Genomic DNA, 20489 nt, shown 5'->3' with positions numbered 1-20489 from the left:
TGTATCTACATTATCGCACTTATGAAAAAAGAGCGAACTTATTAAAAATTAGTTTTGTGTTAGAGAAAAGTTACGGGCGTTTAAAACAAGAATAAAGGTAGAGGAGTATTTGTCCGTATTAGAGAGAAAAACATAAATTACAGCTAATAACATGAACGACTTAATCAAAATCGGGCTTATCGGTTTCGGTAGGATGGGTAGATACCATCTCGAGGAGATGCAAAAAAGCGGAAAGTGGAATATAGCTTATATCTGTGATACTAATCCCAAATCACGTGAACTGGCTCATAAATTATCGCCGGAATCGAAAGTAATAGAGAATGAACAGGAAATTTTCGATGATAAGACAGTACAGGTCGTCGGATTATTTGCTTTGGCCGATTCGAGAAAAGAACAAATAGAAAAAGCGATGCGTAGTGGTAAGCATGTGATTTCGGAGAAGCCTATAGCAGACAGTATCGATCGCGAATGGGAGGCCGTTAGAATCGCAGAAAGTACTTCGCTTTTTTCTACCGTTAACCTGTATCTTCGCAATTCGTGGTATCACAAACTTATTAGAGAGTATATAAAGCAAGGTGAGATCGGTGAATTAGCTATTTTGCGTATTTGCCACCTTACTCCGGGGCTTGCACCGGGAGAAGGACATGAATATGAAGGCCCTTCTTTTCACGATTGCGGAATGCATTATGTAGATATTGCGCGTTGGTATGCCGGATGCGATTTTAAAACCTGGAATGCGCAGGCCGTACGTATGTGGTCGTATAAAGATCCTTGGTGGTTGCAGTGTCACGGAACGTTTGAAAACGGTGTCGTATTCGATATCACACAAGGACATGTTTATGGGCAGTTGTCTAAAAATCAGACGCATAATTCTTATGTAGATATTATCGGTACAGAAGGCATCGTGCGTATGACACACGATTTTAAGACAGCAGTGGTAGAGTTGCACGGAGTGAACCAGACAGTACGGGAGGAAAGACCTTTTGGTGGTAAGAACATTGATGTTTTATGCGATTTGTTCGCACAGTCCATCGAGACGGGTGTACGTCACCCCGATCTGCCTACTTTGCGTGACTCGGCTGTGGCATCGCAATATGCGTGGGATTTTCTTGAAAATGCTAAAAAGAATGATATGCCTGCAATCGGCGAGTTACAGACGTTGGAGAAAATATTGCACCGGAGAAGAACAATGAAAAACGGATACGGATTATTACAACAAACACAATAACATCTTTATTAACTAAAATCTTCTATTTATGTCGGACATTTCAAGAAGAAAATTCATTAAAGCCGGGGCCATGGCCCTTGCAGGAATTACAGTAGCTCCCAGTTCAATTCTGGGAAAGAGTTTCGGGCATGTACCGCCGAGTGATAAACTTAATATTATCGGTGTGGGTATCGGTGGCCGTGGAGCGCACGTACTGAGAGGTATGAAATCTCAGAATATCATCGGTCTTTGCGATGTAGACTGGAAATACAGTTCGAATGTATTTAAAGAATATCCCAATGCAAAGAGGTATAACGATTATCGGAAGATGTTCGAAGAGTTGGGCAAGTCGGCCGACGCCGTTATGGTGGCTACTGCCGATCACACACACGCTCTTATTGCTGCTGATGCAATGACAATGGGTAAGCACGTATATCTCGAGAAACCCCTTACGCATAGCGTTTACGAATCTCGTCTGTTGACGAAACTGGCCGATAAAAAGAATGTCGCAACTCAGATGGGTAATCAAGGGGCTTCTGCCGCAGGTGTACGCAAAATATGCGAATGGATATGGAACGGTGAAATCGGCGAAGTGACCAAAGTCGAAGCATTCACCGACCGTCCTATCTGGCCGCAAGGATTGAACCGTCCCGAAGTGTCTCAGAAGCCTCCCAAGACATTAGATTGGGATTTATTCCTGGGGCCGGCTAAGTACCGTGATTTCAATGAAATTTATACTCCGTGGAACTGGCGCGGTTGGTGGGATTTCGGAACCGGTGCTTTGGGAGATATGGCATGTCATATCCTTCATCCTGTATTTAAGGGATTGAAGTTGGGTTATCCTACAAAAGTACAGGGTAGTTCTACTTTGTTGCTTACTGATTGCGCCCCCAATGCGCAAATGGTAAAATTTATCTTCCCGGCTCGTGAAAATATGCCTAAAGTGGCTTTCCCCGAAGTCGAAGTAGTTTGGTACGACGGAGGTATGAAACCGATGCGTCCCGAAGGTTTCCCTGTTGGCAGAGATATGAATGATCAGGGTGGCGGTGTTATATTCCATGGTACTAAAGATACTTTGATCTGTGGTTGCTACGGTGCTAATCCGTGGTTGTTGTCGGGTAGAAATCCCGAAGCTCCTAAGGTGCTGAGAGAAGTAAAAACTTCTCACGAAATGGATTTTGTGCGTGCTTGTAAAGAAGATCCCGAATATCGGGTACAAACAGCTTCTCCATTTAGTGAAGCAGGGCCTTTCAATGAAATGGTCGTTATGGGCGTATTGGCTATCAGATTACAGTCTTTAAATCAGGAATTGCATTGGGATGGTCCCAATATGCAGTTTACCAATATCGATCCGAATGCGACTATCAGTACTGTGATCAAAGACGGTTTCCATATTAAAGACGGTCATCCGACTTTCGATAAAAAGTGGACCGAACCAGTAAATGCACAAGCATATGCGCAGGAATTGATTAAGCATACTTATCGTGAAGGCTGGAAATTACCTGAAATGCCGAAATAATAATTAAAGAATTAACAATATTAAAAAATTAAAACGATGAAAAAGAATTTAATTTTAGCAGTAAGTTGTATGACATTCGTTGCAGCGTTTGCATCGTGCGGGGGGGGAACTAAAAAAGCCGAAAATAATGCTGATGCAACGGCTGAGACCGCAAAAACAGAAAAAGCGGGTCCCGAATATAAAGTTCTTGATAACCAACAGGTAGATTTATCTGAATTTAAAACAGATAAAGACGGATATATCGTTATTTTCGACGGAAAAGAAATGAAAGGCTGGCGTGGATACGGTAAAGAGGGTATTCCCGGAAAATGGACAGTTGATAATGGTGCGATTAAGTTTAATGGTTCGGGTGGCGGCGAAGCACAAGATGCCGAAGGAGGAGATCTTATTTTCGCTCATAAATTTAAAAACTTCGAACTGGAAATGGAGTGGAAGGTATCTAAAGGAGGAAACTCGGGTATTTTCTATCTGGCACAGGAAGTAGAATCTGTAAATCCCGAAAACGGTGAAACTCGTTTGGAACCTATTTATATTTCGGCTCCCGAATATCAGGTTCTCGATAACGAAAATCATCCCGACGCTAAATTGGGAAAAGACAATAATCGTCAGTCGGCATCTTTATACGATATGATTCCCGCTGTTCCTCAAAATGCAAAACCTTTCGGTGAATGGAATAAGGCAAAAATTATGGTTTATAAAGGCACTGTCGTTCACGGACAAAATGACACTAATGTTCTCGAATATCATTTGTGGACTCCCCAGTGGACAGATATGTTGCAGGCAAGCAAGTTCAGCAAGGATAAATGGCCGTTGGCTTTCGAATTGTTGAATAATGTAGGTGGAGCCGATCGTGAAGGTTATATCGGTCTTCAGGATCATGGCGATGATGTATGGTTCCGCAATATCCGTATAAAAGTATTGGATTGATATCCACCACGTCGGTTAGATAAATTTTTTCTTAAACAGATGTGAATTATATTTTGCATTGGGGAGTGCTTCTCGCGCTCTCCAATGTTTGTTATATATTTTAATACTTTGTAAAAACATTCGCCATGAAAATCAAATTATTTCTGCCGGCCGTTCTTTTGATGGCTTTGGCAACATTTCCCGAAGTAAACGCACAGAAAAATAGTAAGCCTGAGAAAGATATTGCTATTCAATTATATTCGGTAAGGGATAAATTATCCGGTTTTCACAACGCTCCCGGCAAAGCCGATCCCAGATATACTCAATTGTTGAAAGAACTTTCCCGAATGGGATATACGGCCGTAGAAACAGCCGACTATAACAATGGCCGGTTTTATAACCGTACACCGCAGGAATTTAAAAAAGATGTGGAGTCTGCCGGGATGAGAGTTTTATCTTCTCACTGTACCCGGTCGTTGACCTCCGACGAACTGGCATCGGGCGATTTCACGCAAGCTCTTAAATGGTGGGATAAATGTATCGCCGATCATAAGGCGGCGGGTATGTCTTACATCGTAACTCCGCATCTCGAGAGGCCTAAAACTCTGAAAGACTTGAAAACTTATTGCGACTATTATAACGAGATTGGGAAAAAGTGTAAGGCCAGCGGTATAAAATACGGTTATCATAATCATGCTCACGAATACCGGAAGGTAGAAGATAAAGCGATAATGTTGGATTATATGATCGAGAATACCGATCCCGAATATGTTTTTTTCGAAATGGATGTTTACTGGACAGTAATCGGTGACCGTTCTCCGGTCGATTATTTTAATAAATATCCAGGTCGTTTTTCTTTACTTCATATTAAAGATCACCGCGAAATAGGGGAGAGCGGTATGGTCGGATTCGACGTTATTTTTAAGAATGCGCATACAGCGGGAGTTCAACATATTATTGTAGAAGTCGAAAATTATAGTATGCCGGTAGAAAAAAGTGTAAAAACGAGTATCGATTATCTGATAAGTGCCCCTTTTGTAAAATCGTCCTACCGGTAACTTGTGTTCAGAGTAACCGGGTATATAATATTTCAAAAGCGTCTGTTACAAAACAGACGCTTTTTTTATTTTAAAATTGAAAAATAAATATCGATTAAACGTTTGAATATTATATGATAGACAAAATTATTTTTGAATTTTATTCATTATATCGCATTTTATTTCCCTTCTTTGTAAAGGGAATAAAAAAATCAACTCTTTTTATGCCACATACACGATGAAATATTATATTTTTATTACCCGGCTTGTCTGGGGCGTATTCTTTTTTGTTTTTCTGCAAGCATGTGGCGATAAGGAAGAAAGCGAGCCGCCGGTTTCCGTTTTTACGGTCGATCCGGAATTTGTTACGTTATCGGTCGGTGAATCCTGTCAGTTGGTTGCCCGGTTAAACGGGGTGGCTTTAAACGGGGACGAGGTTCGTTGGGAAGCAAATACTAATCTTGTGAGCGTAGATAATACCGGAAAGGTTACAGCTGTCGCTTATAATGAATTTATTTCGGGTATAAAAGTTTCCGCTTATACTCATAACGGACTCTATGCAGCGAGTAATATCGTTATCAATCAAAATTACAGTTATATATTTCGTCTTGTTTTAAAAGACAAGGGAACGACCGGTTTCTCCTTGAGCCGTCCCGAGGAATTTCTTTCAGTTTCGGCGGTTGAAAAAAGGCGTAAAAGGAATATTCCGATCGCCGGGTCGGATCTTCCTTTGTCTGAAGAGTATTTGGCGCAAATTGAAAAAGTGGGTGGTAAAATAGTGTCTCGCAGTAAATGGCTGCAAACGGTTTGCGTGCAAAGCGATGACCCGAATATAGCCGATGAATATATGAAGTTACCTTTTGTAGAAGACGTTGTGATGGTTTGGAGGGGGAATAAAGAGCCGGCAGAATCAGAAAGCCTTTCCGAAAGGTATTTTTCCCGAAATGCCGCCCGGTTTTCAGCCGGTGATTACGGGAAAGCGTTGGTTAATATTTCTATTCATAACGGACAGGTATTGCATGATCTCGGTTATACGGGGGAGGGTATCGATATTGCTGTAATCGATGCCGGATTTATCGGTTTACCCGATAATCCCGCATTGAACGACATTCATATTAAAGGAGCCCGGTCTTTTATTTATGGTAAATCCGATCCTTATGCCGATGATAACCACGGGGTATGGGTGACTTCCTGTATGGCGACGAACCGTCCCGGCTATTTTATCGGTACGGCGCCGGGCGCCTCTTATTGGCTTTTACGTTCCGAAGATATGACGGGTGATTGTCCTGTAGAAGAAGATTATTGGGCGGCTGCTGTCGAATATGCCGATAGTGTGGGTGCCGATATAGTAAATACTTCTTTGTATTATATCACTTATGATCCCCCTTTTACCTCTCATAAATATGAAGAAATGGATGGAAAAACAGCTCTGGCCACAAGGGCAGCCAATATGGCTGCGTCAAAGGGGATGCTTATCGTATGCTGTACCGGAAACGACGGCTCATGGGTAGGTACTCCGGCCGATTCACCTGATGTTCTTACTGTGGGGTCGGTGGATAAGAACGGAGAAATCGGCTCTTTTACAGCATACGGTATAACGGTAGACGGCCGGATGAAGCCCGATATCGTATCTCTTGGCCAGAGTGCTTATACAATCGGTCCCGATGGTACGGTCGGCCCCAGAAGCGGTACTTCTTACGCCAGTCCCATTCTTTGTGGATTGGCGGCTTGTTTATGGCAAGCATATCCCCGGTTGACAAACCGGCAATTGTCCGATATTCTTAAACGTTCGGCAGACAGGTACGGTTCTCCCCAACTGCCATACGGTTACGGCATTCCGGATATTCGTAAAGCGATAGAGCTTATCAGAGAGATAAGTCCCGATGATAATCTGCAATCGTTGAAATAATCGTTTCATGGCGAAGAAAGCAAGTTTTATAAAATATACTTTTTTATTTTTCTAAATCACAGTGTAAAGGGAGGATAAGACAGGTCGTTTCTCCATAACGATTTATATGAACCTCGTTTTGTGTGGATATTTTTATTTAAGGGAATTGGGGTAGAGCCAGTCAGGTGTAAGCCGCATAAACCAGAGTTCGAAGCCGTCTTTCCCCGGCAGGTTGTTGTCCCATTTACCTTCTTCCACAAGTATTCCGATGCTTCCGTCGCGTAATACCGTCATCGATGAGTATGCCGAGTACCCTGGTGTTATTATTCTTTTTAGCGGCCAGGTATGGCCCTCGTCGAAGCTGGCCAGTATCGATACGTTACGGCGAATTTTCGGGTCGTCGGGTATAGAGTGTAAGAGAATGCTGTGGCGGTCGCCGTCTTTTACCGATGCGTATCGCAGAATATCCCCGTTACAGGCGGGGTCTTGTATATCTTTTTGTAAATAAGGCTTACCCCAAGTGATTCCTTTATCCTGTGAAAGGCAGAATTTACGCTCTCCCTGAGCACGATTGCGTATACTCATGAGTATATCTCCGTTATCGAGTTCTACCAGTTTCGCTTCGTCGCCGTTGGTATCGGCCGCGTTTTTCGAAACATTCCAGGTGGTTCCCCCGTCGTCAGAATAGCAAGCATAATTGCTTATCGGGCCTCCCCATTCGGGAGTCGTTCTTACCGCGATAACAAACATAATGCGGCCGTCTCTCGTTTGCAGTGCTCTGCCCGAAGCAGCGAAAGCCCCGTACCATTGTTTTCTCACGGCGTCTTTACAGTCGGGGCCGTAAATTTGCGGAGTGATATCCCGGGGCGAAGTCCATGTAAGTCCGTTATCTACGCTTCTGCTTATATTTATATGCATAGGTTGTTTATAATCCGATTGCCATAAACCGTTACCCGAGGCGAAGATGCATAACAGTTCTCCATTTTTTTCGTTTAATATGAGCGCAGCGTCGCCGCATCCGGTGGTATCGTTTTTAGCGATGGTGATCATAGGCGACCACGTACGTCCGTTATCTGTGCTGCGCCTCGCTACTACGTCTATGCGGGCGGGTAAGTCGTTTATCTTGTCCCACCGTTTATCGGCAACGGCAACGAGAGAACCGTCTGCGGCGGTAACCAGAGCCGGAATACGATAGAAACGGGATCCGTCGTCTCCCATGTCGAAGACGAGAACACGCTCTGAAATGCTGTCGCAGGTGTTTAAGGCGAAAGCGGAAGATATACAATGCGGGAAAAGGAGAATCAAAAATACTTGTTTTAACGATCGAATATTCATAGCCAATGAGTAAAAAGTTTTTATTATAAAAATGATTTATCGAATACCGGTTTAATACGGAAATATTCGGTAAAGATATTTAAATTATTAAATTAAAAAAAGCCGCCCGGTACGGAAAATTCCGTCTGCCTTTCGCAGTGCCGGGCGGCTTTGGTTGTTATTAACCTCTCCGTTTGACGGAGACGGTTTTTATAGGAAAATTTCTATACGGTTATTTCTTGTATAATTTCTGGCTTCTGATGACGTTGTTGTACTCCATTTTTACGATGTACATACCGGAAGAAAGATCCGAAACATCGAGACTTTGGGGATTGCCGGTAGCGAACTTCACTAACTGTCCGTTCAAGGTATATACCCAAGCTTTCTCCACGTCGTTAAAGAAGATAACGTTGTCGGCCGGGCTGGGGTAGCAGGTAGAGAAACCGGCATATGCCTGCGCCGTTTCGATACTTTGAGGAGGATCATTCGGGTTATCGTCTCTTACGCGGTCGGGTTCGTCGGCTTCTCCTTGGTCATGTAGGTCAGGGGCTACCGGTCGGGCCGGGTTGTTTCCCATGATTTCCACACCGAAGTCGATCGAGAATCCTTTCGACGTTTTACCGCACGGGCCGGGATGAGCGAACCATGCGTCGGAGAATACCACGCGCAGGCGGCTCTTTCCGGGAGCGGCGTCGGCGGGAACGGTATACGTTTGGCTGTTTACTTGCGTTTCGAACGCGGGAGTTCCTGCATTGGGCGTACCCAGATCGAACAGCATTTCGTCACCGTCGGGTTCGAACGAATTGCTTCGGTCGAAGTCCATATAGGCTTTAGCGAAACACCACCGCAAACCGTCTTGTTTAGCAGCAGTACTAGTATCGTATGCTCTGAATTTGAGGGTAATGGTTTGTCCTTGATTAACTTTCAATACATGGTCTGTCGCATCTACATAGTTAGTTTTTCCGGGTGCAGGTCCGGCAGCCGTGTAATCGAGATCTTGTACGGCGCCTTCTGTAGAGAATGTTTTGATATAACGGGTTTGAAGTGCTACCTCGTAACCGGCCGCACTGGGGTCGATAACCGATTCACAATACGTGTCATCTTTGTATACCGGCAGATCGGGCGAAGCAGAGCGTTCTACTTTTACCCATTCTACGGGCGAGTAGGTTTTCATATCTACCGAAGCGGCACGTACGCCGATATAAGGTTCGTCGTCGGTACTTTCGAATTTTATTTTGCCGGCGAATCCCGACCAGGAAGAGGTACGGGCTATTTCAGAGATTTTACCTTCGGCGCCGTTTTTGTACATAATTTCGAAGTGGTCGATATTGGCTTCGTCGTTATAGATAAGTCCATAGTCGGCGCGAGTCGCGTTCACTCCGGCGGGGTCTACCATCCAGTTCACTTTTACCGAAAGCGATTTAGTCGTTTCTTCTTTCACTTCTACTTTCAAGCTATTGGCTTTAATGGGAGCGGGAGCCGCGATGCGGTTATCACTGAGTTCGAGTTTACCTACCAGCATATTGTAAGCTGGGCTGCTTCCTTTTACGCGCAGGCCGATGTATTCGATTACGTCTCCGGTACCGAACCCTGTCATGGGCAGTTCTTTTTCCTGCCATTCCGGTCCTTGGGTATCTCCAACGGGAATTTCGTACCACTGGTCGTTATCGAGTTTTTTGAGGATAACCGAGAGTCCCGAAGTTTGAGTTCCCTGTACGGGAGTCCCTTGCTTAACGGCGATCTTCACCTTGGGTTCCCCATGAGCTACATGGAGTTTGGCCCGGTAAAGAACGACGTCGGTACCTGCCGAAACGGCATTCCCGAAAAGGCGCAGAGCCGCCCCGCCCATGTAAGCATCTTCGTTGGTAAATTCGGGTTGGATATCGGAAGAAACGTTTTTGGTATCGGCATTATAAACGAGCCATCGGTAGGTAGGTACGATATCTTGGTTTCCCATATTGTACCAGTTCCCGAAAGTTTTTTTACCTTTATAATTATACCTTTCCCCGTTTCCTAAATTAAAGTAGGTCGTGAACGGAAGATCGCCCTGAATGGCAGTACGTTCGGGTACGAAGGTCGCCAGTCCGCAGAACGTCGATAGCGGTTCTTTATCACCCTCTTGCGTCCAGTTATTGCCAGTATCGGAAATGGGAGGCAAGCTGGCCGGATTGCGGTTACCGCCCGAGAAGGCTCTTTCGAGAAGTTTCTGGTAATTCGACTGAAATGCCAGAGAGGTAGACCCCACATTATAGCTCATAAAGCGGCTCATATCGTGTTCACCCCAGAGGCATATACCGCACCGTTTCGAATCTTCGTCTGCATTCAGGCGGCTCCAGCTACGATCCATAGTAACGATCCAAACGCCTGCATAAAGACCGTCTGCGGTTCCCATGTTGCTTTCCGCCGTTTGTACCGAAGAGCCCATATTATAAGAAAAGTCGCCGCCGGAATAATTGAGCATCAGGTCGGTTGTTTTTCCGGTTTCGGTGGTGCCGAACAGGGCTTCCACATTGCGGGCGTTCAGAATCGCACTGGAAGTATAAATCGCGATATGGAAATTATCGAAACCTTTTTCGGCGGCGAGTTTATACAAGGTTTTATGGAAAGCTACAACATCATCGTTATCGTAACTGTTGTCTTCCCAGTTATAGTTAATGCCGTCGAACCCGAAAAACATGAGGCAATTGATCATCGGTTCGGCATATTTATAGGAACCGTCCTCATTTTTTGTGGTAATCAAGTCTGCGTATTCACCGGCACCGCTCCCCGGAGTCCAGCTTTCGAAGAATTTGATACCGCTCATAATGTCGGTACCGTTTTTGTGAGCCGCATCGGTCCAAACACCGGGCGCCTGGAAGAGACCGTGATTCCACGACCCGAACAATTTAGTATAGTTCCACATGGAGAATACGTCGTTGCTGAAATCGCTGCTGGGATACCCCCCTATCCCTTTCGCTTTTCCGGAAGGGATATTCATAAATACCTGCCTTTTTTCGTACAATTCGGGATTGAGCTGCTTGTTTTTTTCGATCATGGCCGGTCGCAGGCGGGTATGCGAACGAACGAACTCGATATCCATGTAATTGAATCCGGCTGCTTCGAATTCTTCTTGGGTGGGATATTTTCTTCCCTGTTCGAGTGCCTTTTCGAAAAGTTCGAGCATGATCTTGTCGTTAAAAGGCGTAAAATCGAAAATTTCGGTCGATGCCGAGGGCGGTGGCGTAGGATCGGTATCCTGCGCCGAAAGAGGCGCTACCCAAAGCAGGCAAACCAAAGCGGCGATGCATGCGTAAGTAATTTTTTTCATAATGGTAAGTATTAAGTGAATAATAAGTCTCTGATTTTTATTCAGAGTTTTTTATTTTAATAATATATATTCTGGGATTTCATCGTCATCTTGAAGTTGACCTTCCTCCTGTCGAATTACCTCCCTGTAGTGTCGAGTAAAACCTTTTTTCCTCTCCGCCGCTACAGCCTTTTCCCGATTACCGGGAAGATCCTTCGCTGACGCTCAGGAAGACCGGATAATCGCTCAGGCTGACAGAAAAATGCTTAGGTTGACCGGGTAATCGCAGCCGATGACAGGGCGTTCATGCCATCGGCTGCCGTGTTACGATTCATTAAAAATTAGGAGCGGTCGTATCCCACCATACGCGGGTAGCTTGTTGATCGAGGCCGCCTAACGCTTTTTTACCTGATGTTTCGATATCTTGTTTTTTAGCGTCGGTATCACTCGGAAATAGCAGCCGACGTACCAGATCGCCCGGTTTCAGACTTCCGTCACCGTCGTCTACATTCAGTACCGGGAATTCTTTAGGATATCCCGTGCGCCGCATTTCACCCCATGCTTCGAACGAATTCGGGAAAAGGGCGATGAATTTTTGGGTAATGATCTTTTCGAGTTTTATTTCCCGGTCATCGCCTTCGTTCCATTTCACCCCTATCTTCGTAACGCTCGGCATATTGTTCGCATGGTCCATAGGGTCGATATAGGTATAATCTATGGCGCTTGCAAGGTTTTTATAATCTGAAAGCCGGTTCAGATATTCGTTTTTGTCGCTACCGCTACGGTCTTCCACATAAGCATTGTCGATGCCTCTTTCGTAGAAAAATTGAGCCGTACCGCCCATATTCCAGCCCCGGACAGAACCTTCGGCTCTAAGAAAATCGACCTCGGAAAGTTTCATCAAATAGAGAGGTGCATTGTTCATCGATTTTTTGTTCAGCCGGGAGTAACGTTCTCTCGGATTTGTTTTGGCCGACTGTCCCGGAATCATGGGTATACCTGCCCTGAGGCCGACTATGCGGGAATCTGCCGGCAGTACATCCGATTCGTCGGCATCGTTTACCAACGCGTCGGAATTTTTCAGGAATAAATATTCCATATACGGATGTTTCAGGCTTGCCAGCAGGCTTTCGAACGAAGCGTTCATCCGGGTATCTCCCCAAGTCTCGGAGATTTCGACTAGCGGGTTCGTAAATCCGAGGAGGGTGGGGATAAGTCCTACTTCCTGCGAGGTCGCTTCTATTACCCCCCCGTTTACGGCTTCTTCGGCCCATTGTTTCGCTTGGTTAGATTCTACTTTTACGCTATGCATGGCTATTCTCAGTTTTAGCGAGTTCGCAAAACGAGCCCAGTTATCTATACTCAGACCCATGGTGACCACATCGTATTTCAGCAACAGTTTATCCACGCGGGTTTTATACCATTGAGGACGCGTTTCGTAATGTTTGAAACATGCTGTAATGGTATCGATGTTGTCGACGATCGTATAATAAATGTCCCTGACCGAATTGAATTCGAAGGGATGGTCTTGCTTATTGGCCTTGTAATCCGCATAGGGTAAGGCGCCGAAAAGATCGGCCATTTCCTGCGACGAATAATCGTATAATAACAGGGCGATGGCTTTAAATTCGGGTATGGAGTCGATATCGGGATGATTGAGCAAGGGTACCAATCCGTTTTTGACGATATTGAACGAGCCGTTGGCACCATCGATAAATACCGATTTTGCATAGGTAGATTTTATGCGTCCGTCGAAGTTATGCGGTAGGCAGAGGTAACCGGCATAGTTGTCGGTAATGAGGCTGAACTGAAATTGATACTGGTGGGCACCCGGATAGGTACCTTCTTTACCGCCCCGCATGGCGTATTGGGCGGTAAGCATTTGACTGAAATTAGTTTTTAAATTTATTTCGGCTTGTTTGAATCCTTCTTCGCTGATTTCTTTACGGTAATCGATCTTATCGGCCGCCCCGTGGAAAATCTGAGGATCTACTTCGGTTTCGGTATCGAGTAACTCATCACCCGGCATGTCGTAGTCGAGGCAAGACTGAAACGTAACGAATGTAAATGCGGCCAGTATGGCGGGGAAAATATATTTTTTCATAATTGAACCTGTTTATTAAGTGATTATCGACTAAAAATTAACTTTTACAGAGAAACCGAACGAGCGGGCCGAAGGCATATTGAATATCTCGAAAGCTCCCAGTCCGTTTTGCGTGGAAAGGGAAATATCGGGATCGACCGGTGCTTTTTTATACAGGAAGAACAGGTTGCGGCCGATGGCCGATACGGTAACGTTCTTACCCATTCCCAACAGGTTGAGGAAAGTGTATCCGAGCGAAAGTTCGCGCAGGCGGAAATTGGTTGCGTCGTAGACGTATTGGGTAGCGTTTACATCGCCGCCGATGGTCTGGTAGTATTCTTTGATGGGGGCGAGGTTACCGTCGGGCATAACCAGAGCCGGTTTCCCGTTCCAGACGAGTGACGGATCGGCTTCGGCGGCCAACCGGGCGTCGGCCGTACGTTGCGATACGCCCAGCCGGTCGAGTTCGGCCTCGGTAAAGGAGATGACTTTACCGCCTATTTTTCCGTTGATCAGGAAAAAGAGGGCGAAATTTTTATACGTAAAAGTATTGCTCCATCCCAAATGGTATTTGGCATTCATGTTGCCGATGTACAGACCGAATTTTTCATCTGAAAGAACGGGCGCTCCGGTCGACGATAAAACGATATTGCCATCGGCATCGCGCTTGAAATCGGTTGCGTACATATCGCCGTATTGGCCCCCTTCGCTATATTTTACCTGTATTTTATCATTGGCGATTTTTTGCTCTATGAGTACTTCGCTGCCGTCGGGTTTATGGTATGTTTTTTCTATTTTGTTTTTGTTGAAGGAGAAATTAACCGAAGTTCTCCACATAAAGTCTTTGGCGATATTCAAGGAATATCCCACCGTAGTCTCGATACCCTGATTGCGGATGACTCCGGTATTTACGGGAATAGACTTTCCGCCGCCGCTGCTGTTTAGCAGGTAACTGTTGTGCATGGCCGAGTTATAATAGGTAAAATCCATATCTACGGCATTGCCGAACAGGGAAATATCGAATCCGGCCTCGAAAGATTTCGTTTTTTCTGGAACCGGGTTGTCGAAATAGCCGTAGGCAGGTATGGTCACCGAACCGGTGAGTGAATTTTCTGTCGCTTTATTGAACAGTATATTAGGGATAGAGTTACCCACCTCACTGTAAGAAGTCCTCAGTTTGAGGTTGGTGATCACCTCGGGCAATTCGAATATGCTGGAAAATATCGCACTGGCTCCGAAACCGAAATAACCGTAGTTGTCGGGTACGCCCCGGCTGGAGAATTGCTTAAAGGCCCGGTACCAGTCGCGGCGGTAACTGCCGTCGATATAAATCATGTCTTTATAGCCTACCTGACCGGTGAAAAGCGCGGCTTTATCCCAATTGGGGTTGTTGGAGGATGTGCGTTCTGTTGGATTCCCGCCTGAGGCCGTCGGATCGAAGAAATTGATCAGTGTAGGCAGAATGCGCCGGTTAGGATCGAAGGTAGTAGCAGGCGTCCAGATATTTTGCCCGTAGTTCTCGATGGTATGTCCTACCCATCCGGCGGTAGCCGATACCGAAAAATCCTTGATTTCCCGGTTGTAGCTCAACAGGTAATCGACATATACTTCGTTGGTCGTAATCAGGTCTTGTCCGAACACCCCGTAATCTTCCATGACGGACGGATTCCAGGTTGTGGCAGACCGTTTTGTAGTGCTTTTAAAGCGGGTACGATCCATACTTAAACGGCCCTGTATGGTTAATCCTTTGATAAGCTCGTACTTGGCCGATATATAACCGTGTGCCCTTTCTTCTTCGCTTCTTCCGTTCGCTTCATTCGTCAACCAATAAGGATTGTTTTGCCCTTTGGAAGGGAAAGCCCATTGCTGTTGTTTCCCTTGCAGATCGACTTTATCCGACTGCCAGATCCATTGTCCTTTATCACCTTTTACATAATGGTAATATTCCTGATTCGAAGTCCATTGTCCGTTATCGATCATGTAATTGTTTTTGTAATAGTCCATGTCGATATTGCGGGGAACGGTGTACAAATCGTAAATAGGATTCAACGCCGTACCACCGCCGGGCCGGTTGCGGGTAACGGCATGGGTATAATTCAAAGAAACGTCGATATTCAGTTTTTTATTAAATAACGCATAGTTTTGTCTGAAAGAGAGTGAATTCCGGTTGTAAGTGTTGTTGGGGCGCATACCGTCGGCATGAGAATTGGCATACGAGAAATAAGATCGTACTTTTTCGGAACCGCCGCTTACCGATACCGAATTGTTGAAGGTTACCCCCGTACCGAAGAAATCGGCTACATCGTCATTAGCGTAATTACGGAGATGGGCACCCTTATAGGCCAGTTCTTCGGGGGTCTGGTCGGTAATTTTTTTACCCCAACTGTCTACATCGATCGTATTGGCTACAAGATTCACCCCGGCTCCGTAAACATTTTGTATTTTGGGGGTAAGCAATGGTTTTTCGAACGTAACGTTAGAGGTAATATTAACATCTATCTTACCTTCTTTCCCTTTTTTGGTAGTAATCATAACGACCCCATTGGCGGCAGCACTGCCGTACAGGGCGGCCGCATTGGCCCCTTTCAGTACATTGATGCTTTCGATATCGTCGGGATTGACCAGGGAGAGCGGGTCTGAACCTTCGGAAACATTGGCGTAATTAAGATTGGAACCGGCGTCCCAACCCTTTTGCGAGTTTACGTTATTTGTCATGGGAATACCGTCGACAACGACTAATGGTGTATTATTTCCCAGTATCGATTTGTTACCCCTAAGGAGTATTTTGGAGGCACCGCCGGCACCTCCCGCACTCGGAGTAATGGTGACGCCAGATATACGGCCGTCGAGAGAATTCACGAAATTAACGTCTTGTACTTTCGTAAGATCGTCTCCTCCGACTTTTTGTGTAGCGTAGGTCAGCGATTTTTCTTTTCTTTCGATACCCATAGCCGTTACGACTACCTCGCCGAGTTGTTGCGCATTTTCTTCCATAACGATATCGAATGATTTGGCTTTATCGACTGCCAGTGTAACGGGCAGGTATCCGATATAGGTGAATTTAAGCGCGGCACCGGTTGCGGGAACCGATATTTTAAAATTACCGTCGAGATCGGTAATCGTACCGTTGGTGGTACCGTTTACCACTACGCTTACCCCGATCATGGGTTCGCCTTGTTTATCCTTTACTGTACCCGTAATTTCCCTTTTATTTTGCTGAGAGTTAACGGCAAGAGAATTTTCTGCCGTTACGGCTGCCTTATGTGCTAATAGTGTTGCCGGAGAAATAAAGGAAAAGAATAGTAACAAGAATAGTATCTTGTGTATTGTCAATTTATTCATTTCATATTTTTTTAAGGTTTACAAACTGTAGATATTTCAATTGATTCTAAGTAAAATTTTTATTAAGTATTGTTTTTCATTTAGTTACGTTTTTTATGGCTTGTTGTTATTGTTTAGTTTTAACGCATATATACATTTATAGTACAAATAGTGAGTCTATGATACTAATGAAGTAATAGAAATAATTAGTTAAAATATTTAAATTAGATAATCGGCCATCCTTTTTCTTTTTTTGATATTCTCCCGACATACATTTTTGGTTATAATACCGGTATAACGATCTTACAAAGAATATTGTTTTGTATATATATTGTTGAATATAAGTAGATTATGTATCCTGTTCGCAAATTTTCTTACAATAATTTATAAAACCGTATGTTGCTTTTTGGTAAATAAAAAATACTGTAACTCAATGATATATAAAGATATTTTTTCTGTTCGGGAATGTCGTATTTTTGCTGTCGGAGGTATTGTATGGATAAAAATAATTCGGCTATCGTATTATATAAAGTGTATTGCGGAGACGGAATTACTCTTCCGTTCGCAGGAGAAAAAATAAAAGCGGGTTTTCCGAGTCCTGCACAGGATTATATCGATTCGGCGATCGATCTGAATAAAGAGCTTATCCGTCATCCGGCCAGTACGTTTTACGGACGGGTTTCTGGTGACAGCATGCGGGATGCCGGATTATATGACGGGGATATCGTTATCGTAGATAAGTCGGTTACGCCGCGTGACGGGGATATGGCCGTGTGCTTTATCGATGGGGAATTTACCATAAAATTTATACGGGTAGATAAAGACGTAGTATGGCTCGTGCCGGCCAACGAGGATTACCGGCCTATAAAAGTGACCCGGGATAACGATTTTATTGTATGGGGTATTGTTACTTATTCGATAAAAAAGCAAATGCGCAGGAGGTAATGAGATATGTTTGCGCTGGTAGATTGCAATAATTTTTATGCGTCTTGCGAGCGGGTATTTAATCCATCGCTGAGAGATAAGCCGATTGTAGTACTGAGTAATAATGATGGTTGTGTGATTGCCCGTAGTAACGAGGTGAAGAAATTAGGTATAAAAATGGGAGTACCGGCTTACCAGATAAAAGAAGAGATAGAACGGCATCATATTTATGTATTTTCCTCAAATTATACGTTGTACGGAGATATGTCGGCCCGAGTAATGGCTATTCTCCAGCATTTTTCTCCCGAAATGGAAATTTACTCGATAGACGAGGCGTTTTTGAATCTTACCGGTTTGGAAACAGGAGGGTTGAAAGAGTATGGCGAACAGGTGACCGCCACCGTAAAACGGAGTACGGGTATACCGGTAAGTATGGGAATCGCTCCGACGAAAACACTGGCTAAGGTAGCTAACAAATTTGCGAAAAAATATCCGGCTTATCATAATGTATGCATGATCGATTCGGAGGAGAGGCGGGTAAAATCGCTTTCTCTTACCGATATCGGAGACGTGTGGGGGATCGGAGGGCGATACAATCGTTTTCTTAGAGGAGAAGGTATAACAAATGCTTACGAATTTTCGTGTCTTTCGCAAAGCTGGGTACGAAAATATATGACGGTAGTAGGAGAACGCATGTGGCGGGAACTGAACGGTGAGCCGTGCATCGATATGGAAACGGCTGTACCCAGGAAAAAGCAGATATGTACATCACGAGCTTTCGGGAGTTCGGTTGCAGATATAGAAGAACTTTCGGAAGCGGTCGCCTGTTACGCTTCGGTATGTGCCGAAAAGTTGCGCCGGCAGCATGGTTATGCGGTATCTCTGATGGTATTTATACATACGAATAATTTCAGGGAAGATTTGCCGCAGTATTGCCGGAACCGGGTTATTGAACTTCCCGTACCTACCGACGATACGATGGAAATCGTGCATTATGCTCTTGCGGCTTTACGGGATATATACCGGGAAGGTTATCTTTTTAAAAAAGCCGGAGTTATCGTAACGGAAATTACCGATCGTGTACAAACTAATCTTTTTGATGCGGTAAACCGGAAAAAACAAGCTAAATTTATGCGTGTAGTCGATCATATGAACCGGGGATTCACCGATAACCGGCTGACTTTGGCCGTACAAAGCGGCCGTCGCAAGTGGAAGCTTAAACAAGAATGCCTGTCTCCGTGTTATTCGACCAGAATGACCGATATTATAAACATAAATTGTAAATAGTCATGTGTTTTTATAATTCGATGAGCAAAAAGGCGAAGGAACTGGCAGCTCGTTATAACCGGAAAGTAAATATCATAGAGTCGGTTTCCGGTGTGACACAAAACTACCGAATAGCGGCGTTCACCGATCCCGATTGTGCTGTCGTTACATCCGATAGTGAAATACAGGCATATAAATGGGGACTTATCCCTTTTTGGACTCGCACGGAAAAAGATGCGTCGCAGATACGGCGCATGACTTATAATGCGAAAGCCGAGACCGTTTTCAGCAAGCCTTCTTACAGGGAATCGATAAAAAGACATCGTTGCCTGATACCGAGTACCGGATATTTCGAATGGCGACATGAAGGGGATGATAAAATTCCTTACTATATTTTTCTGAAAAACGAACCCGTTTTTTCGATAGCCGGAATATATGATGTATGGGATAATCCCGTTACCGGGGAAACGGTTTACACTTTTTCGATGATAACGACGGCAGCTAATCCCTTAACAGCGTATATACATAACGCTCCCCGTACAGGCAACCGTATGCCGGCGATACTTTCTCGGGAAGAAGAGGAGATATGGCTCGGTTCGGGGTTGACGCAAGAGGAAATAAAAGCTCTTTTGAAACCATTTGATGCCGATAGGATGGATGCTTATGTTATTAGAAAGGATTTTCTGAAAAAGAATCCTTTCGACCCCTCGGTACTCGAGCATGCCGGGACAGCATAAATTTTTTCCCGCTTTTTATCCGACTCTCAAGTTTTTGTCTTGTTGAGCGTTAGCGAAACATCCCCTCATGTCGGTCGCCTCGGGAACATTGCCCTTTTCTGGTTGCTTAGGAGATCCTTCGATTCGCTTAGGATGACAAGAAGGCTCAGGATAGCAAGAATAATAGTTTGTCATCCTGAGCAGAGCAAAAGATCCCCATAGCTCAGGATGACAATAGGTAAATTATTTTATATTTTCCCGTAGTTTTGTCAGATACTCTTTCATGGCTTCGCTGTCTTTTTCCCGGATGATAGTGAGTAGGTACGAGAGTTGTTCCTGTATTTTCTCGACTTGTCCCGGAGTGTGCGGATTGAAAAGTATCTCGGTAAGCAGGTAATCGTCTTCGGACAGAAGTCCGCGGGCGATGTCCATGTGTTTCTTAAACGTGGTACCCGGTGCATCCTGATGTTTCATGACCGAAGCAAAGACCAGCGTAGATGCGAAGGGGATAGATAATGAATACGCGATCGTCTCGTCGTGCTCCTTAAACGAATATTCGAAAATATTCAGTCTCAGACTATTATACAAGTCTTTGAAGAACACTTTTCCGAGATGATCCGATTCGGAAATAATAATTGTATTTTGCGTACTCAGGTCGCTGAGACTTGCGAATGTAGGACCGAACATCGGGTGGGTGGAAACAAACGGATGTCCGGCTTTTTTATAAAACTCGGGTAATCCTGTTTTTACCGAAGCGATATCGGAAATGATACAATTCGCAGGGATATGGGGTAGCACCATTTTAAATGCATCGATGGTGTACTTTACAGTCGCCGCATTAATTACGAGCTCGGGTTTGAACGCCTCGATCTCTTCTATTTTTGTGATGCGTTGCGTGTTGAATGCGAAACGCAATCTTTTCATGTCGGTATCGAAAAGAGCCACTTCGTGTTGGAAACAAAGAACATCGGCAAAGAACGAGCCCATTTTACCGGCTCCTAAAATCAGTATTTTCATCGTTT

14 protein-coding genes are annotated in these 20489 nt (G+C 44.7%); 8 read left to right on the top strand and 6 right to left on the bottom strand.

The genetic code is table 11. The features are described from left to right. Nucleotides 1-151 precede the first annotated feature (151 nt). The 5 genes from NMU02_RS06240 (at nt 152) to NMU02_RS06220 (ending at nt 6578) form a co-directional block, all read left to right on the top strand. On the top strand, nt 152-1228 hold the full coding sequence (locus NMU02_RS06240) for a disaccharide 3-dehydrogenase (protein ID WP_255026644.1): 1077 nt from the start codon (nt 152-154) through the stop codon (nt 1226-1228). A 28-nt stretch (nt 1229-1256) separates the two neighbouring features. Beyond that, nucleotides 1257-2726: a glycoside 3-dehydrogenase gene (locus tag NMU02_RS06235; RefSeq protein WP_255026643.1), complete on the top strand. Its 1470-nt coding sequence runs from the start codon at nt 1257-1259 to the stop codon at nt 2724-2726. Nucleotides 2727-2762: 36 nt separating this feature from the next. Next, nucleotides 2763-3653: a 3-keto-disaccharide hydrolase gene (locus NMU02_RS06230; RefSeq protein WP_255026641.1), complete on the top strand. Its 891-nt coding sequence runs from the start codon at nt 2763-2765 to the stop codon at nt 3651-3653. Nucleotides 3654-3778: 125 nt separating this feature from the next. After that, nucleotides 3779-4690, top strand: a complete 912-nt coding sequence (locus NMU02_RS06225) for a sugar phosphate isomerase/epimerase family protein (protein WP_255026639.1) — start codon at nt 3779-3781, stop codon at nt 4688-4690. Between the two features lie 217 nt (nt 4691-4907). Beyond that, entirely contained in the window at nt 4908-6578 is a 1671-nt protein-coding gene (locus NMU02_RS06220) for a S8 family serine peptidase (RefSeq protein ID WP_255026637.1), read from the top strand. Between the two features lie 132 nt (nt 6579-6710). Here NMU02_RS06220 and NMU02_RS06215 read toward each other — a convergent pair whose 3' ends face one another. The 4 genes from NMU02_RS06215 to NMU02_RS06200 form a co-directional block, all read right to left on the bottom strand. Then, nucleotides 6711-7892 (bottom strand): sialidase family protein, encoded by a 1182-nt coding sequence (locus NMU02_RS06215; protein WP_255026930.1) that lies wholly within the window; start codon nt 7890-7892, stop codon nt 6711-6713. Nucleotides 7893-8103: 211 nt separating this feature from the next. Then, a complete protein-coding gene (locus NMU02_RS06210; protein WP_255026635.1) occupies nt 8104-11178 on the bottom strand; it encodes an endo-beta-N-acetylglucosaminidase in 3075 nt (1024 codons plus the stop codon). Between the two features lie 313 nt (nt 11179-11491). Next, on the bottom strand, nt 11492-13261 hold the full coding sequence (locus tag NMU02_RS06205; RefSeq protein ID WP_255026633.1) for a SusD/RagB family nutrient-binding outer membrane lipoprotein: 1770 nt from the start codon (nt 13259-13261) through the stop codon (nt 11492-11494). Between the two features lie 30 nt (nt 13262-13291). Next, entirely contained in the window at nt 13292-16582 is a 3291-nt protein-coding gene (locus NMU02_RS06200) for a SusC/RagA family TonB-linked outer membrane protein (RefSeq protein WP_255026632.1), read from the bottom strand. 474 nt (nt 16583-17056) lie between these two features. Between NMU02_RS06200 and NMU02_RS06195 the strand changes: the two genes are divergently transcribed. Genes NMU02_RS06195 through NMU02_RS06185 form a run of 3 tightly spaced genes read left to right on the top strand, consistent with a single transcriptional unit; the run spans nt 17057 to nt 19488 of the window. Continuing rightward, the gene (locus NMU02_RS06195) at nt 17057-17506 is read left to right on the top strand and encodes a LexA family protein (protein ID WP_255026630.1); all 450 of its coding nucleotides are present in this window, start codon (nt 17057-17059) and stop codon (nt 17504-17506) included. Nucleotides 17507-17512: 6 nt separating this feature from the next. Continuing rightward, entirely contained in the window at nt 17513-18772 is a 1260-nt protein-coding gene (locus tag NMU02_RS06190; RefSeq protein WP_255026628.1) for a Y-family DNA polymerase, read from the top strand. A gap of 2 nt (nt 18773-18774) precedes the next feature. Then, entirely contained in the window at nt 18775-19488 is a 714-nt protein-coding gene (locus NMU02_RS06185) for an SOS response-associated peptidase (protein ID WP_255026627.1), read from the top strand. A gap of 15 nt (nt 19489-19503) precedes the next feature. Here NMU02_RS06185 and NMU02_RS06180 read toward each other — a convergent pair whose 3' ends face one another. After that, entirely contained in the window at nt 19504-19662 is a 159-nt protein-coding gene (locus NMU02_RS06180; RefSeq protein ID WP_255026626.1) for a hypothetical protein, read from the bottom strand. Nucleotides 19663-19710: 48 nt separating this feature from the next. Beyond that, entirely contained in the window at nt 19711-20484 is a 774-nt protein-coding gene (locus tag NMU02_RS06175) for a prephenate dehydrogenase (RefSeq protein ID WP_255026625.1), read from the bottom strand. Nucleotides 20485-20489 lie beyond the last annotated feature (5 nt).

Source organism: Coprobacter tertius (assembly GCF_024330105.1).
Taxonomy (GTDB): Bacteria; Bacteroidota; Bacteroidia; order Bacteroidales; family Coprobacteraceae; genus Coprobacter; species Coprobacter tertius.
This window is presented reverse-complemented; position numbering and strand designations above follow the sequence as displayed.

What these genes read in the sequence shown, in the direction of transcription:
- NMU02_RS06240 (WP_255026644.1), top strand. Translation starts at nt 152, where the DNA reads ATGAACGACTTAATCAAAATCGGGCTTATCGGTTTCGGTAGGATGGGT.
- NMU02_RS06235 (WP_255026643.1), top strand. Translation starts at nt 1,257, where the DNA reads ATGTCGGACATTTCAAGAAGAAAATTCATTAAAGCCGGGGCCATGGCC.
- NMU02_RS06230 (WP_255026641.1), top strand. Translation starts at nt 2,763, where the DNA reads ATGAAAAAGAATTTAATTTTAGCAGTAAGTTGTATGACATTCGTTGCA.
- NMU02_RS06225 (WP_255026639.1), top strand. Translation starts at nt 3,779, where the DNA reads ATGAAAATCAAATTATTTCTGCCGGCCGTTCTTTTGATGGCTTTGGCA.
- NMU02_RS06220 (WP_255026637.1), top strand. Translation starts at nt 4,908, where the DNA reads ATGAAATATTATATTTTTATTACCCGGCTTGTCTGGGGCGTATTCTTT.
- NMU02_RS06215 (WP_255026930.1), bottom strand. Translation starts at nt 7,892, where the DNA reads ATGAATATTCGATCGTTAAAACAAGTATTTTTGATTCTCCTTTTCCCG.
- NMU02_RS06210 (WP_255026635.1), bottom strand. Translation starts at nt 11,178, where the DNA reads ATGAAAAAAATTACTTACGCATGCATCGCCGCTTTGGTTTGCCTGCTT.
- NMU02_RS06205 (WP_255026633.1), bottom strand. Translation starts at nt 13,261, where the DNA reads ATGAAAAAATATATTTTCCCCGCCATACTGGCCGCATTTACATTCGTT.
- NMU02_RS06200 (WP_255026632.1), bottom strand. Translation starts at nt 16,582, where the DNA reads ATGAATAAATTGACAATACACAAGATACTATTCTTGTTACTATTCTTT.
- NMU02_RS06195 (WP_255026630.1), top strand. Translation starts at nt 17,057, where the DNA reads ATGGATAAAAATAATTCGGCTATCGTATTATATAAAGTGTATTGCGGA.
- NMU02_RS06190 (WP_255026628.1), top strand. Translation starts at nt 17,513, where the DNA reads ATGTTTGCGCTGGTAGATTGCAATAATTTTTATGCGTCTTGCGAGCGG.
- NMU02_RS06185 (WP_255026627.1), top strand. Translation starts at nt 18,775, where the DNA reads ATGTGTTTTTATAATTCGATGAGCAAAAAGGCGAAGGAACTGGCAGCT.
- NMU02_RS06180 (WP_255026626.1), bottom strand. Translation starts at nt 19,662, where the DNA reads ATGACAAACTATTATTCTTGCTATCCTGAGCCTTCTTGTCATCCTAAG.
- NMU02_RS06175 (WP_255026625.1), bottom strand. Translation starts at nt 20,484, where the DNA reads ATGAAAATACTGATTTTAGGAGCCGGTAAAATGGGCTCGTTCTTTGCC.